Below are 15,426 nucleotides of genomic sequence, written 5' to 3' on the forward strand. Positions count from 1 at the left end.
CGGTTCCCGGAACCGACAAACCGGGCCCGTCCGGCGGGAGCGCCGGACGAGCTCGGAAGGGTCACGCGTACTGTGCGCGCAGCCTGCTGTGCACCGCGGGCGCCGCCCCCGTGTGGTCCAGACCCAGCAGCCCCGCCCCGAGCACGGGCGGCTGTGCCACCACCCGGATCGTGGCCTCTGGGGCGCGGGCCGCGAGGAGTTCCGCGATCCGCTCGTCCAGTTGCGGATGGCCGGCCGTCAGCACGCTGCCGCCCAGCAGGACAAATACCTCCTCGTCCAGTAGGTCCAGGCGGGTCAGCGCCACCGAGGCCATGGCGACGACCTCGTCCGCCAGCCGGTCCACCACGGCACGGGCCACCGGGTCGCCGGCCGCGCTCGTGGCGAACAGGACCGGCGTCAGCTCGTGGCGCGCGGTGGGGGGGATGCGTCCCCGGTGCAGCGCCTCGATGAGTTCGTACATCGAGGCGAGGCCGAAGTGCCCCGGCAGCGTGCGCGCCAGCTCGGTCGCCTCGCCCCGGCCGTCCTCCGCCCGCGCCGCGAACCACAGGGCCTCCTCGGCGAGCCCGGAGCCGCCGCCCCAGTCACCGGAGATCCGGCCGATCGCGGGGAAGCGGGCGGTCCGCCCGTCCGGCACCATGCCGACGCAGTTGATCCCCGCGCCGCAGACGACGGCCACCCCGCGCGGCTCGTCCACCCCGGCACGCAGTATCGCGAAGGTGTCGTTGCGCACCTCGACCGTGGGCGCCCACTTCCGGTCGAGGAGAGCCTCCGTCAGCTCGGCTTCCTCGACCGGGAGGTCGGCGTTGGCCAGACACGCCGACACGTGCCCCCGGGAGCCGATGCTCCCGCCGCACGCGGCCAGCGCCCGGTTCAGGATCGCCCCCAGCACGTCCAGTGCCGCGTCGATGCCTACGGAGGGCGGCTGGAAGCCACCGCCGCGGGCCGTGGACAGGACCGTGCCGTCCGCCCCGATCAGAGCGACGTCGGTCTTGCTGTTGCCCGCGTCGATGGCGACGACCGAGACGTTCACGCCCACGCGAGGTGCTCCCGGTTGTGGGCGATCAGCCGGTCGGTGAGACCTTCGGCGTGCTCGTACTGACCGATCAGCGGGTGCGAGAGCAGCGCCTTGAACACCCGCTCGCGGCCGCCACGCAGCGCGGCGTCCAGGGCGAGGTCCTCGTACGCCGTCACGTTGGCGATCAGACCGGCGTACAGGGGGTCCAGACGGGGAACGGGGAGCGGAGCCGCTCCCGATCCGTCTACCCGGGCCTGCACCTCGATCACGGCGTCGTCCGGCAGGAACGGGAGCGTTCCCCTGTTGTACGTGTTGACCACCTGCACCGCGGAGCCGCCCCCGCAGAGGAGGGAGGCCGCGAGGTCCACGGCCGCCTCGGAGTAGAAGGCGCCCCCGCGCTTGCCGAGCAGCGCGGGCTTCTCGTCCAGCGCCGGGTTCCCGTACAGCGCGAGGAGTTCCTTCTCCATCGCGGCGACCTCGGCGGCCCGGGACGGCTTCGTGCCGAGCTCCCGTACGACCTCGTCGTGCGCGTAGAAGTACCGCAGGTAGTAGGAGGGGACGACCCCGAGCCGGTCGACGAGCTCCCGGGGCATCCGCAGGTCCTCGGCGATGGCGCCACCGTGCTCCGCCAACAGCTTCGGCAGCAGGTTCTCGCCTTCGGGGCCGCCGAGGCGTACCCCGAGTTCCCAGGTCAGGTGGTTCAGTCCGACGTGGTCGAGATGCACCTCGGCCGGGGTGACGTCGAGCATGCGGGCGAACCTGCGCTGGAAGCCGATCGCTACGTTGCACAGGCCGACGGCCTTGTGCCCGGCCTGGAGCAGGGCCCGGGTGACGATGCCGACCGGGTTGGTGAAGTCGATGATCCAGGCGTTCGGGTTGGTGCGGCGGACCCGGTCGGCGATGTCCAGGACGACCGGGACGGTACGCAGTGCCTTGGCGAGGCCGCCGGCCCCGGTGGTCTCCTGGCCGACGCAGCCGCACTCCAGCGGCCACGTCTCGTCCTGGTTGCGGGCGGCCTGCCCGCCGACCCGGAGCTGGAGCAGGACGGCGTCGGCGTCCGCGACACCGGCGTCCAGATCGGATGTGGTGGTGATCTTTCCGGGATGGCCCTGCCTGGCGAAGATCCGCCGGGCCAGGCCGCCGATGAGTTCGAGGCGGTCGGCCGCCGGGTCGATGAGCACGAGCTCCTCGACCGGCAGGGTGTCCCGCAGACGGGCGAAACCGTCGATCAGTTCAGGGGTGTAGGTGGACCCGCCACCCACTACTGCGAGCTTCATCCGGAACTCCTTGCGTGGATACTGCGTGCTTTGACGCGGGGAGGAAACGCATCCTTGATCCGGAGCTGCGGGAGCCTTCCCGGACGGGGCAACCTGCCGCGAAGCAGGAAACCCTCACTGTGAAGTGAGGAATTCCCCTTGTTCATGAGGGGGAGGATTAGTCAGCCCTTTACTCCGGTCAGTGTGACGCCCTCGACGAATGCCTTCTGGGCAAAGAAGAAGACGAGGATCACGGGAGCCATGACCAGGACGGTCGCGGCCATGGTCAGATTCCAGTCGGTGTGGTGCGCGCCCTTGAAGGACTCCAGGCCGTAACTGAGGGTCCAGGCGGCCGGGTTCTCGGAGGCGTAGATCTGTGGGCCGAAGTAGTCGTTCCAGGCGGCGAAGAACTGGAACAGGGCGATCGCCGCGATGCCCGGCTTGGCCATCGGGATCACCACCCTGACGAGGGTGCGGAATTCGCCGCAGCCGTCGACCTTCGCCGCGTCCAGGTACTCGTCCGGAATGGTCAGCAGGAACTGCCGCAAAAGGAAGATGGAGAACGCGTCCCCGAACGCCATCGGGATGATCAGCGGCCAGAGCGTGCCGGACAGGTCCATCTGCTTCGCCCAGAACAGGTACATCGGGATGATGACGACCTGGGGCGGCAGCATCATCATCGAGATGACGAGCATCAGCGACAGCTTGCGCCCGCGGAAGCGGAACTTGGCCAGCGCGTACGCCACGGGCACGGACGACAGCACGGTCAGGACCGTGCCCAGACCCGCGTACAGCAGGGTGTTGCGCCACCAGGTCAGGAAACCGGGGGTGTTGAAGACCTTCCGGTAGTTGTCCCACTCCCAGGTGTTCGGGGTGAGATCCCGGGTCAGCGCCTGCTGGTCGCTCATCAGTGAGGTCAGCAGGACGAAGACGAACGGCAGCACGAAGAAGAGCGCGGCGGCGATGCCCAGCGAGTGGACGGCGATCCAGTGCAGCAGCGCCTTGCGGCGTGCGGTGCGCTCGGCGGGGGTGCGCTCGGCGGGGGTGCGTGCGCCCGGCGTCGTCGCGGTGGCGGGCTTGTCGAGGAGTCGCGTGGTCATGGCTCAGTCACCTGCCTGGATCAGGTTGTTGCGGCCCCGCATCAGAAGCGCGGTGAACGCCATGGCCAGGGCGAACAGGACGAGGGCGACGACACAGGCGGAGCCGTAGTCGAAGCGCTGGAAGCCGAGGTTGTAGACGAGCTGGGGCAGGGTCAGTGTCGACTTGTCGGGATAGCCGGGCTCGAACTGCTGCCCGGAGCCGCCGATGACGCCCGAGGCGACCTTTCCCGCGACCAGGGGCTGGGTGTAGTACTGCATCGCCTGGATCACCCCGGTGACCACGGCGAACAGCACGATCGGCGAGATGTTCGGCAGAGTCACGAAGCGGAACCGCTGCCAGGCGGAAGCACCGTCCAGCTCGGCGGCCTCGTACTGCTCCTTGGGCACGTCGAGCAGCGCGGCCATGAAGATGACCATCAGGTCGCCGATGCCCCACACCGCGAGCATGGTGAGCGCCGGCTTCGACCAGCTCGCGTCGTTGAACCAGCCGGGCGTCGGCAGCCCCAGATCGCCGAGGATGGCGTTGACCGGTCCCGTTCCCGGGTTGAGGAGGAAGACGAACGCGAGGGTCGCGGCGACCGGCGGTGCCAGATACGGCAGATAGAACAGGGTGCGAAAGACCCCCGTACCCGTCTTGATCTTCGTGATCAGCATCCCGACGCCGATGCCGAACACGACCCGGCAGCTGACCATGACGAGGACCAGCCAGAGCGTGTTGCGCAGCGAGGGCCAGAACATCGGGTAGTCGTCGAAGACGTACGACCAGTTGGCCAGCCCGTTGAACTTCGGGGCCGCGAAGCCGTCGTAGGCCGTGAACGAGAAGTAGACGGCCGAGACCATCGGGTACGCGAAGAAGACCGTGAACCCGATCAGCCAGGGCGACATGAAGGCCGCCGTGCGCAGCGTCGCGCGCCTGCGCTTCGAGCGGAGCGTGTGCGTGGTCATCGGGGGCTACTTGGCCTTCGCGATGTCGGTGTCGATCTGCGCGGCGGTCTTCTCCAGACCCGCCTTGAGGTCCTTCACCGCACCCTTCTCGTACTGGAAGCCGAAGTCCTGGAGGGTCTGCTGGTACGTCGAGCCGTTGATGGCCCCGTCCGGGGTGCTGGACTCGGGGTGCTGGGCGATGTCGAGGAAGGTCTTGAAGCGCGGGTCGAACTTCAGGCCGGGGGACTTCAGCGCCTCGAAGGTGGACGGCACGTTGCGGATCCCGTTCGCGAAGTCGACCACGGCCTGGGTGTCGCTCGTCATGAACTCGACCAGCTCCCAGGCGGCGTTCTGCTTGGTGCTGCCCGGGGCGATGCCCATGACCGTGCCGGAGAGGAAGCCCTTGCCGTAGCTGTCGCGCTCGTCGTCCGCGACGGGCATCGGCGCGACACCTATCTTGAACGGCACCTTGGCGTCGGTCGCCATGCCGAGCCGCCACTCGCCGTCCAGCTGCATGGCGACCTGGCCGGTGTGGAAGGGGTGCTTGGATCCCCACTCGTCACCGAAGGTGCCGCGGTACTTCTCCAGCTTCTGATATCCCCCGAGGTCCTCGACCAGCTTCTTCTGGTACGTGAACATCTCGGCGAACGCCGGGTCCTTGGCGATGTTGGACTTGCCGTCCTCGTCGAAGTACGCGTGCTCCCACGAGGACAGGTAGTGGTCCGCGACCGTCTCGTAGCCGTGGAAGGTCGGCATGAAGCCGAGCTGCTCGTAGCTGTCGCCCTTCTCGACGGTGAGCTTCTTGGCGACCGAGGCCAGCTCGGACATGGTCTCCGGCGGCTCGGTGATGCCGGCCTTCTCGAAGGCGTCCTTGTTGTAGTAGAGGCCGTACGCGTCGGCGAGGAGGGGCAGCGCGCAGCGCTTGCCCTCGAACTGGGTGTAGTCCAGGAGCACCTTCGGGAAGGTCTTCTCCAGGTCCAGCTTCGACTTCTCGATGAACGGCTTCAGATCGGCGAACGCACCGGAGGAGCAGAACTTGCCGACGTTGGCGGTGGTGAACGAGGACACCACGTCGGGGCCCTTCGAACCGCTCGCGCGCAGTGCCTGGTTGAGCTTGTCGTCGTTGATGTTGCCGACGACCTCGACCTTGATGTTCGGGTGGGCCTTCTCGAACCGGGCGATGTTGTCCGTCACCGCCTTGACCTCGGCGGGCGCGCTCCAGCCGTGCCAGAAGTTGATCGTCGTCCTGGCGTTCGGGTCGTCGGTCGCACCCTGCTCGGCCTGGCCCGTGCAGGCGGTGGCGAGGACCGATATCGCGGCTACGGCGACAGCGGCGGTGGTGGTCGGTCGGCTTCTGCGCATGACAGGACTCCCAGGGACGGGGGAAAGGCGATGGGGAGAGGAGAGGACTGGGGAACGCGGCTCAGCGAGAGGTGTCGAACACTTCGTCGCGGGTGTCGGCGAGGGCCCGTTCCAGGGCGCCCCGGAGGACGGGATGCCGGCTGATCTCACCGAGGACGAGACGGGGCCGGGACGCGGCGAGTTCGGCGAGTTCGGACTGGATCAGCGAACGCAGCAGATCGCCGCCCGAGGAGACGAGCTCCCCGGAGAGCACGATCAGCTCCGGGTCGAGCACCGCGGTGACGGAGGCCAGACCGGTCGCCAGCCGCTGGGCGTACTGGCGCAGCAGTTCGGTGAGCGCCTCGTCGCTCTCGTACGCCTCGACCGCGCGGGCGAGCAGCCCCGCGGCGACCTCCGCGTACGGCTGGTGCGGCGTGTCGATGCCGAGGGCCGTGGCCATTCTCGGCACCGCCTGGGCGCCCGCCAGCTCCTGGAATCCGCCGCTGTTGACCTTCACGACCTTGCGTACGAGGGGCGTGCCCGGCACCGGCAGGAAGCCGACCTCACCCGCGCCGCCGGTCCAGCCGCGGTGCAGCCGCCCGTTGATCACCAGGGCGGCGCCGAGGCCCTCCTCGTTCCACAGCAGGACGAAGTCCTCGTGCCCGCGGGCCGCGCCGAGCCGCTGCTCGGCCACCGCGACCAGGTTCACGTCGTTCTCGTACTCGACGGGCATCGGCAGGAAGGCGGCCAGCTCCTCCAGCAGGGTGGGGGAGTGCCAGCCGGGCAGGTGCGAGGCGTACCGCAGCCGGCCCGTGCCCGGGTCGAAGGCGCCGGGGGTGCCGATGACGACGCGGTGGATGTCGGCGCGGGTCAGCCCGGCGTCCTTGACCGCGCCGTCCAGCGCGTCGGCCACCTGCCGGACGACACCCTCGGCGCGTCGGCCGGGCGTACGGAGCTCGTACTCGCCGACGGTCTCGCCGGTCACGTCGGCGACCGCGGCGACGATCCGCTCGGCGGTCACGTCGAGGCCGGCCACATGGGCGGCGCGGGCGTTGACGGCGTACAGCTGGGCACTGGGACCGGGGCGGCCCTCACTGGTGCCGGTGACCATGACGAGCCCCGCGGCCTCGAGGCGGGCCAGCAGCTGGGAGGCGGTCGGCTTGGAGAGGCCCGTCAGCTTCCCGATCCTCGTACGGGAGAGGGGGCCGTGCTCCAGGAGGAGATCGAGGGCGGCCCGGTCGTTCATGGCGCGCAGGACCCGCGGTGTGCCCGGAGTCCCCGGCGTGGTTCCCGCCATGATGTCCACCTGCCCTCTGTTAGGAAACTTTCCTATTCGTGAGAGGAAGGTATGGCGCAGGTCACCGGGCCGTCAATGGGCGGCGCCTGTGCGGCTGAAGTGTTACCTGGTACGTCCCGTACGCCGAAGGGGCGCACCGCACGCGCGGAACGCCCCTCCGGTCTGCTTCCGGGTGGCTATTTGGCCAGGTTCGGCTGTGCTATCGGCGTCGCGGCCAGCGACTGCGGGGAGGTCGCCGAGGCGTACGCCGACGGGGCGGCCATGCCTGCCGTCAGGTCCGGCGCGGCGTCGTCCGCCTGGAGCGGCAGGGTCCCGACCATCCGGATGCCCGCGTCGTCCAGCGCCTGCTTGATGCGCCAGCGCAGCTCGCGCTCCACGCCCAGCGCCTTGCCCGGCATCGTCTTCGCCGTCACCCGGACCGTCATCGAGTCCAGCAGCACCGCGTCCAGGCCCAGGACCTCCACCGGGCCCCAGAGGCGCTCGGTCCACGGGTCCTCCTTGGCCATGGCCTCCGACGCGGCGGTGATCGCCGCGCGGACGTGGTCCAGGTTCTCCGTGGGGCGCACCGTCACATCGACGCCGGCCGTCGACCAGCCCTGGCTGAGGTTGCCGATCCGCTTCACCTCGCCGTTGCGGACGTACCAGATCTCACCGTTGTCACCGCGCAGCTTCGTGACCCGTAGGCCCACCTCGATGACCTCGCCCGATGCGACGCCCGCGTCGACCGTGTCCCCGACGCCGTACTGGTCCTCGAGGATCATGAAGACGCCGGAGAGGAAGTCGGTGACCAGGTTGCGCGCGCCGAAGCCCAGCGCGACCCCGGCCACACCGGCGGAGGCCAGCAGGGGCGCCAGATTGATCTGGAACGCGCCCAGGATCATCAGGCCCGCCGTACCGAGGATCAGGAACGACGTCACCGAACGGAGTACGGACCCGATCGCTTCCGAGCGCTGGCGGCGCCGTTCCGCGTTGACCAGCAGACCACCGAGGGCGGTGCCCTCCACCGCCTGGGCGCTGCGGTTCATACGCTCGATGAGGTTGGTCAGGGCCCGGCGGATCACATAGCGCAGCACGATCGCGATCACCGCGATGAGCAGGATCCGCAGACCGGTGTTCAACCAGGTGGACCAGTTCTGCTCGACCCAGCTCGCGGCGTTGCCGGCCTGCTCCGCGGCCTCGTCCAGCGAGCCGACCGGCTCAGGGGAGGGGGCTACGGCCAAGAGGACGGACAGGTGCACGGCGGGGACCTCCAGGAGCGGCGACGGGTGACCAACAACAGTAACGAAGCCAGGGGAGTGGTTCGTTGCCAAGTTCGGGGGAGAGCCACGTCTCACCCGGGGATACAGCAGATGTGGCCGATCGCACAGGGCGGTCGGCCGCCGTGGTCACGTGCCGGTTTCCGGGCGTCGCGGCCGTGGGCGGGCGGGAGAGTGAGGAAAATCCCTCCGGCCCGTTACCGGCACGTGGTGGCGTTTCGACCAGGCATGAGGAGAGACTGAGATCGGATCGTCCCGGCGCGAGCCACGCGCCGCCGGCGTACAAGGAGGCATCCACCGTGCCGCACGTCCTGGTTCTCAACGCGTCGTACGAGCCGCTCGGCGTCGTACCGCTCCACCGCGCGCTCGTCCTCGTCCTGGAGAGCAAGGCCATCTGCCTCGAGGAGTCCGGCGCCTTCCTGCACAGTGCCACCCGTGTGGTGCCGGCGCCCAGCGTCATCCGCCTCAAGAGGTTCGTGCGGGTCCCCTACCGGGGGCCCGTTCCACTGACCCGGCGGGCGCTCTTCGCCCGTGACGGCGGGCGCTGCATGTACTGCGGTGCCGCGGCCACCAGCGTCGACCACGTCATTCCGCGAAGCCGCGGCGGACAGCACGCCTGGGACAACGTGGTGGCTGCCTGCCGCCGCTGCAACCACGTCAAGGCCGACCGTCATCTGCCCGAGCTCGGCTGGCGGCTCCGCCACCAGCCCGCCCCGCCCAGCGGCCTCGCCTGGCGGATCATCGGCACCGGACACCGGGACCCGCGCTGGCTCCCGTACCTCCAGCCGTTCGGCGCGGACGACGTGCTGGCCAGGATCGACGGCATTTCGGCGTGAGCCGGCAAGCACCAGCAGGTGCGGGCAGCGTCCGGCCGGTCCGGCGGCCGAGGACGAGACGGCAACCGGACGACCCGGTCACCACCGCCTACTCCTCGGTGGCCGCCACCGCGTACGCCTCCACGGACCACAGCGAGTAGCCGTACTCCGTGGCCCGGCCGTCGCCCTGTATCCGGATGAACCGGGTGTCCTTCGCGTCCATGCGGACCGCTTCGCGCCCGCCCCGGCCCTCGCGGACCGTCGCCGCCGTACGCCAGGTGCGGCCGTCCGCGGAGACCTGGACGCGGTAGCGCGAGGCGTACGCGTCCTGCCAGCGCAGCACCACCTGCCCCAGTCGCACCGGCTCGGACAGTTCGGTCTGCCACCAGGCGCCGTCCTCCACGGGCGAGGACCAGCGGGTGGCGGGATCGCCGTCGGAGGCGGCTGCCGCCGGGAAGTCGGGGGTCTCGTCGCCCGACGAGGAGGCCGTGCCCGTACGCGCCAGATCGGCGCCCGCGGTGGGCGGGAAGGCCCGCACCGTCAGCGTGCTCCGTTCGCCGCCGAAGGTGAGCGGCACCTCGTACTCGCCGGCCGGTGTGTCCGCCGGGACCGTGATGTCCACGGGGACATCCGTGCTGGACCCGCGCGGCACCGTGGTCTGCTTCGGCACAGTCACCCTGATGCCCTTGGGCGCCTCGGCGGTCAGCGCACCCCGGACCTCGGCCGGGCGGCCCCCGGCCAGCCGTGCCTCGACCCGCTGCGGGCTGCCGCCGATCACCGCGTCCGTCTCGCCGCGTACGAGAGCGAGGCGGGCGGCGGGCTCGTCACCGAACCACGGCACGACCGTCCGCACCTTCGGACCGGCCCCGCCCGTTCCACGGCCGGGAAGGAGCGGGGGCGCGGTACCGGTGAAGGACGGGACGGCGACGGGCAGGACCACCCGGACCGCGTCCGCCCGCAGGCCCTTCGTCGCCGCCTGGGTCCAGCCCGACGAGGAGAGCGGGCCGAGGAGGCGCCAGCCCTCGCCCGGCACATGGGCCTCGAGAACCGCGCCGGCCGCGCGGCTGCCCGGGTCCGTCGTCACGGTCACGGCGTCCACGGGGCGGGTCCTGCCCAGCTGGATCGTGTAGCTGTTCGCGTCCTTGGTGACCGTGCCCGCGTCGCGGTCGGCGCCGTTCCAGCCGTCCGACTCCTTGCGGACCCGGTTCAGGAACGGCCCCAGCACGCCCTTGCCGACGGTCGCCCCGCTGTCCGCGATCTCCTCGCGCAGGCCCTCCAGTGCCAGCTGCGCCTGCCAGGCGCCCGCTCCGTCACCGCGCGCCTGCGCCTGGAGCAGATCGACCGCGAGCTCACCCGCGCGGCCGTACCGGGCCAGCTGGTCCGTCCACGGACGCACTTCGTCGTCCAGCCGCCCGCCCGCGGGGGCCGTCAGCCGGCCGGGGGTCTCCCGCATCACGGTGAACGCCGCCCGCAGCTCGCGCGCCGCTTCGTCGCGCACGGCGCCGCTCGCGGACCGGGACGCCCAGAACGCGGTGAGCAGAGGCCGCAGATACGCGGACTCCGCGCCGCCGAGGACGGAGGTCGCGCTGTTGCCCGCGAGAGCGCCCAGAGCGGCCCGGGTACGGGCGTCACCGCCCGCCAGGTCGTCGATCGCCGCCTGCCAGGACTCCTGCGGCCGGTAGCCCTTCGGGTTCCAGGCGAAGTCGGCGGCGGTGAACAGCGGGATGCGGGACGCGGAGGGCTGCTCCATCGCGTTGGCGATCAGCGCGGCGGAACCGCTCGCCACCGCCGGATCCCGGCCGGTGTACGGGCCGAGGAAGATCCGGTCCTGGGCGTAGTCGTTGACCGGGTAGTTGTCCATGGTGACCAGCGGATGACGGAAGGCGGCCCGGGCCCCCGCCAGCTCACGACCGGTGATGGTCTTCGGCACGACCCCGACGCCGGTCCAGGCCACCCGCACCCGGTCGTCCAGCTCGGCGGCGAGCGCCTCGCGGTAGTCCGTCGCACCGTCCTGGTAGTACTCCGTCGGCATCACCGTCAGCGACTCGGCGTCCGGGTGGCGCTCCGCCAGGTGCCGGTCGACGGCGCTCGCCACGCGTGCCTGGGCCCTGGCGGCGGCCTCAGGGCCGTTGCCGAAGGTGTCCGCGTCCTCGTCGCAGTGCCATTCGCTGTAGCTGACGTCCTGGAACTGGAGCTGGAAGACGCGCACGCCCAGCGCCCACATGGAATCGATCTTCCGCGTCAGCGCCTTGATGTCACCGTCCGACGCCATGCACATCGCCTGGCCGGGGGAGACGGCCCAGCCGAGGGTCACATGCTCGGCGCGCGCCTTCTCCGCCAGGGCGCGGAAGTCCGCACGGCCCTCGGCGGGGTAGGGCTCGCGCCAGCGCGCCTGTCGGAAGGGATCGTCGCCCGCCGCGTACAGATAGCGGTTCTGCTTGGTGCGCCCCATGAAGGCGATCTGCGCGAGCCGCTCCTCGCGGGTCCACGGCTGCCCGTAGAACCCCTCCGCCGTCCCTCGGACGGCCGTGCCCGGCCAGTCGCGCACCACGGCGCCCGCGACGGCTCCGTCGCGGATCAGCTGGCGCAGCGTCTGGACGGCGTGGAAGAGGCCGTCGTCGCCGACACCGTCCAGAGCGACGGTGGAGCGTCCGGCGACCTGGCCGGACGCGATGCGGTAGCCGCCGGCGGGCAGGTCCGCGCGCTCGGGCGCCCGCATGATCCGCAGGGCGTCCAGGGCGCCGGGACCGCCGGCCCGGAGGACGGGGCCGCGCCCCGGCAGCCCCTCGTGCAGGGTGGTGACGCCCGCGTCGCGCAGTACGGTCCGCAGGGCGGCCACGGCGTACGGATCGGCGCCCGCGTCGGCGACGACGGTGACCTCGGTACCGAGGGGCACGGCCTGGCCGGATGCCTTGATGGTCTGCGGACGCGGCCAGACGGAGGGCAGCCGCGAGTCGTCGACGCGGTCGGGCACGGCGGTCCGGGGGCCGGGTACGACGGGGGCCGCCACTGCGGCCGGGGCGACGGAACCGAGCAGTCCGCCGATCACCGCGACGGCGACGGCCGTCGCGTGCTTCCTGCGCCCGAACTGCACGTTGCGCCCCTCTCGTCCCGCCGGTGGGCTCCGAGCCCACCACCCGTGCGCGAGGGTGTCAATGCGCGTGACCGTTGCGCCAGAAATGCCCGGCCGCCTTGTCGGGAATCGCCGGTACGCGCCCGCGAGGGGGGCCGGAAGCGGCTCCCGGTGGCCGGAAACGGCTCATGGCAGCCGGACGGGGGAACGGAATGTGACCTACGGCACGTTGAGCTCGTTGTCATAACGCCTATGTCACGTCCATGTCTGCGCTCGCACCGGCTGGGTAGGTCTGGCGATGTCCTGTTCCCAAAGGCCAGGAGGCCACCATGCCCGCTGCCGCGCAGCTTCTGCTCTCCGCCCTCTCCAAACAGGTGCCGGGCCCCACGGGCCCTGCCGCTCCGACCACCGAACCGTGCCTGACCGATCTCGCGCCTCCGATGATCAGCGAGCTGCCGCTCGCCGATGTCTCCCACCTGGGGGTCGAGGCCGCCTTCGCCGACGCCGCACCGCTGACCAGCGAGCCGCCGCTCGCCGATGCCACCCCTCTCACGAGCGAGCCACCGCTCGCCGCCGTCGCCCCTCTGACCAGCGAGCCGACCGCCCCCGGCACCGCAGGGGGCATGGAGACCCCAGGAGTCTGAATGGGCTTGTCCCGGCTCGCCGCACTGCACGGTGTCGCCACCTCCTACTCGCCGTCCCCTGATGTCACGGTGTCCGTCCCCGACGACACGGTCACGGCCGTGCTCGCCGCGCTGGGCGTCGACGCCGGCACTCCCGAGGCCGTAAGGAAGGCGCTGGACGCCGCGGAATCGGCGGCGGTTTCCCGCCTGCTTCCGCCGACGGTGGTGGTCTGGTCGGGGGAGCCGCCGCCCGTCGCCCTGACGGCGCTGCCACCGGACACGGCCCTGACGATCGAGCTGGAGCCCGCCCCGGGGGCAGCCGCCACGCCCCCGGAGCGTCTGGCCCGGGTGGCGAACCCGACGACGCCGGATGCCCCGGTCTCCGGGGCCCCCGAAGCCGCAGGCGCCACCCCTCCGGCCCCCGGCTGGTGGGACGAGCCGCCCCCCGGGGTCCACCGGCTGTCCGCGCGCACCCCGGACAACCGGCACGCCGCCGCCACGCTCGTCGTCGCCCCTGCCCGCGTCCCGCAGCCCCCCGACCGGGTCCACGGCTTCCTCGTCCAGCTGTACTCCCTGCTCTCCGCCCGGTCCTGGGGCATGGGCGACCTCGGTGATCTGGCCGATCTCGCCGCCTGGTCCGGCCGGAGCCTCGGCTCGGGATTCGTCCAGGTCAACCCGCTCCACGCGGCCGTACCCGGCTCGCCCACCGACCCCTCCCCGTACCGCCCCTCCTCGCGCCGCTTCCCCGACCCCGTCCACCTGCACATCGAGTCGGTGCCCGAGTACGGGCACGTCCGGGACCGTACGGCCCTGGACGACTTCCGCCAGGACGCCGCGGGACTCTCCGAAGCCGTGCTCAACAAGGGTGCCCTGATCGACCGGGACGCCGTCTGGGAGCTCAAGCGGCAGGCTCTGGAACTCATCCACGAGGTGCCGCTGACCCCCGGCCGCCGGGCCGCGTACTGCGACTTCCTGGCCGAACAGGGACAGGCCCTGGAGGACCACGCCCTGTGGTGCGCGCTGGCCGAGGTACACGGTTGCGACTGGCACTCCTGGCCCGAAGGGCTGCGCGACCCACGCTCCCCGCACACCGCCAGGGCGCGCGCCGAACTGCTGGACCGGGTCGACTTCCACTCCTGGCTCGCCTGGCTGACCGCCACCCAGCTCGCCGCCGCCCAGCAGGCCGCCCGGGACGCCGGCATGGCCGTCGGGATCGTCCACGACCTGGCCGTGGGCGTGCACCCGGCCGGCGCCGACACCTGGGCCCAGCAGGACGCCTTCGCACGCGGGATGTCGGTCGGCGCGCCCCCGGACGCCTTCAACGCGCGCGGCCAGGACTGGGGGCTGCCCCCATGGCGCCCCGACGCGCTCGCCGCTTCGGGCTACGCCCCGTACCGCGGCCTCCTGCGCGGTCTCCTCGCCCATGCGGGCGCCCTGCGCATCGACCACGTGATGGGACTGTTCCGGCTCTGGTGGGTGCCCGAGGGGCGTCCGCCCACCGAGGGCACGTACGTCGGCCAGGACGCCGAGGCCATGCTCGCCGTCCTCGTCCTGGAGGCCCACCGTGCCGGTGCCGTCGTCATAGGGGAGGACCTCGGCACCGTGGAGCCCGGCGTCCGCGAGGCGCTCGCCCGGCGCGGGGTGCTCGGCACCTCCGTGCTCTGGTTCGAGCGCGACTGGGACGGCACGGGCGAGCCCCTGCCCCCCGAGCGGTGGCGGCGGGACTGCGTGGCCACCGCCACCACCCACGACCTGCCCTCCACCGCCGCCCGGCTGACCGGCGACCACGTGACACTGCGCCACCGCCTCGGGCTGCTCACCCGCCCGCTGGAGCAGGAGCTGACCGAGGACGCCACCGGGACCGCCGAGTGGCTGGCCTACCTCGCCCGGCTCCGGCTCCTGCCCGAGGGCGACGGCGACGAGGAGGCCGCGATCCGGGCCGTGCACCGCTTCCTGCTGCTCACCCCGGCCCGGATGACCGGCGTCTGGCTCCCCGACACGGTGGGCGACCGCCGCCCGCAGAACCTGCCCGGCACCTGGGACCAGTACCCCAACTGGCGCCTGCCCGTCGCCGATGCCGACGGCCACCCGGTCACCCTGGAGGAGCTCGCCGCGTCGCCCCGGCTGCACCGGCTGATGGAGGTGCTGAGCCCCCGCCCGGAGCATTCCGGGTCCCGTACGCCACCCCCGGGCGCGCGCCGCCCGTAGCCGTTCGCTACGTTTGCACCGTGGACAAGAAGAACGCTATGCGCGCCGGCGCCGTCGCAGCCGGTACGACGCTGATGATGCTGCTCATGTCGTCGCCCGCGCTCGCTCTCACCCGCGACGACGGTGACGACCCGGGCCCCGGCCTGAGCGCGATGGATACGATCGGACTGTATGTCGTGGCGCCTATCGCCCTCTTCGTGGTGATCGCGGGCCTCGTCATGGTCCTCGACAAGTCCAAGAAGACGGTCTAGAAGCTCTTCCGAGTGCACCGCCGGTACCGGGTACCGTGCGGTGCGCCGGCATGTCCGGGGCCGCTCGTGACGCCGGGTAGGTTGCGCCCATGACCGAGTGGGACGGCCGCTTCGTCCTGCGCGCCCAGGCCGTGGTCACCCACGTCCGCCTCGACACGTTCCCCGACGGCGGAGTGGCCCGCATGCGCCTGCACGGCTCCCTGACGGAATCGGGCACCGCCGAACTGACCCGCCGCTACGAGGAGTCGGGCGCGTAGCGACACGAGT

The 15,426-nt window shown here is 71.6% G+C and carries 12 protein-coding genes and 1 pseudogene; 5 read left to right on the forward strand and 8 right to left on the reverse strand.

Translation table 11 applies throughout. The features are described from left to right. Positions 1–61: 61 nt before the first annotated feature. The 7 genes from F0344_RS24585 to F0344_RS24615 form a co-directional block, all read right to left on the reverse strand. Positions 62–1,036: an N-acetylglucosamine kinase gene (locus F0344_RS24585; protein WP_185300844.1), complete on the reverse strand. Its 975-nt coding sequence runs from the start codon at positions 1,034–1,036 to the stop codon at positions 62–64. Next, positions 1,027–2,292: a 6-phospho-beta-glucosidase gene (locus tag F0344_RS24590; RefSeq protein ID WP_185300845.1), complete on the reverse strand. Its 1,266-nt coding sequence runs from the start codon at positions 2,290–2,292 to the stop codon at positions 1,027–1,029. The genes F0344_RS24585 and F0344_RS24590 overlap by 10 nt, the downstream gene beginning before the upstream one ends. A gap of 161 nt (positions 2,293–2,453) precedes the next feature. Continuing rightward, positions 2,454–3,371 (reverse strand): carbohydrate ABC transporter permease, encoded by a 918-nt coding sequence (locus tag F0344_RS24595; protein ID WP_185300846.1) that lies wholly within the window; start codon positions 3,369–3,371, stop codon positions 2,454–2,456. 3 nt (positions 3,372–3,374) lie between these two features. Further along, positions 3,375–4,316 (reverse strand): carbohydrate ABC transporter permease, encoded by a 942-nt coding sequence (locus F0344_RS24600; RefSeq protein ID WP_185300847.1) that lies wholly within the window; start codon positions 4,314–4,316, stop codon positions 3,375–3,377. A 6-nt stretch (positions 4,317–4,322) separates the two neighbouring features. Beyond that, positions 4,323–5,657, reverse strand: a complete 1,335-nt coding sequence (locus F0344_RS24605) for an ABC transporter substrate-binding protein (RefSeq protein WP_185300848.1) — start codon at positions 5,655–5,657, stop codon at positions 4,323–4,325. 61 nt (positions 5,658–5,718) lie between these two features. After that, positions 5,719–6,933: an ROK family transcriptional regulator gene (locus F0344_RS24610; protein ID WP_185300849.1), complete on the reverse strand. Its 1,215-nt coding sequence runs from the start codon at positions 6,931–6,933 to the stop codon at positions 5,719–5,721. Positions 6,934–7,109: 176 nt separating this feature from the next. After that, positions 7,110–8,171, reverse strand: a complete 1,062-nt coding sequence (locus F0344_RS24615) for a mechanosensitive ion channel family protein (RefSeq protein ID WP_185300850.1) — start codon at positions 8,169–8,171, stop codon at positions 7,110–7,112. A gap of 317 nt (positions 8,172–8,488) precedes the next feature. Here F0344_RS24615 and F0344_RS24620 point away from each other — a divergent pair, with 317 nt between their 5' ends. Continuing rightward, entirely contained in the window at positions 8,489–9,025 is a 537-nt protein-coding gene (locus tag F0344_RS24620) for an HNH endonuclease (protein WP_185300851.1), read from the forward strand. A gap of 88 nt (positions 9,026–9,113) precedes the next feature. Here the strand turns inward: F0344_RS24620 and F0344_RS24625 are convergent, their stop codons facing one another. Beyond that, positions 9,114–12,098 (reverse strand): beta-N-acetylglucosaminidase domain-containing protein, encoded by a 2,985-nt coding sequence (locus F0344_RS24625; protein WP_185300852.1) that lies wholly within the window; start codon positions 12,096–12,098, stop codon positions 9,114–9,116. Positions 12,099–12,406: 308 nt separating this feature from the next. On the opposite strand from F0344_RS24625, the gene F0344_RS24630 reads away from it, so the two are divergent. The 4 genes and pseudogenes from F0344_RS24630 to F0344_RS24645 form a co-directional block, all read left to right on the forward strand. After that, on the forward strand, positions 12,407–12,721 hold the full coding sequence (locus F0344_RS24630; protein ID WP_185300853.1) for a hypothetical protein: 315 nt from the start codon (positions 12,407–12,409) through the stop codon (positions 12,719–12,721). Then, complete coding sequence (malQ, locus tag F0344_RS24635) at positions 12,722–14,908, forward strand: 4-alpha-glucanotransferase (protein WP_185300854.1); 2,187 nt, start codon at positions 12,722–12,724, stop codon at positions 14,906–14,908. A gap of 20 nt (positions 14,909–14,928) precedes the next feature. After that, the gene (locus tag F0344_RS24640) at positions 14,929–15,159 is read left to right on the forward strand and encodes a hypothetical protein (protein WP_185300855.1); all 231 of its coding nucleotides are present in this window, start codon (positions 14,929–14,931) and stop codon (positions 15,157–15,159) included. 107 nt (positions 15,160–15,266) lie between these two features. Then, positions 15,267–15,416, forward strand: a pseudogene (locus F0344_RS24645) (allantoicase); the annotation flags it as partial. Between the last annotated feature and the right edge of the window lie 10 nt (positions 15,417–15,426).

The organism is Streptomyces finlayi, from assembly GCF_014216315.1.
GTDB classification, from domain to species: domain Bacteria; phylum Actinomycetota; class Actinomycetes; order Streptomycetales; family Streptomycetaceae; genus Streptomyces; species Streptomyces finlayi_A.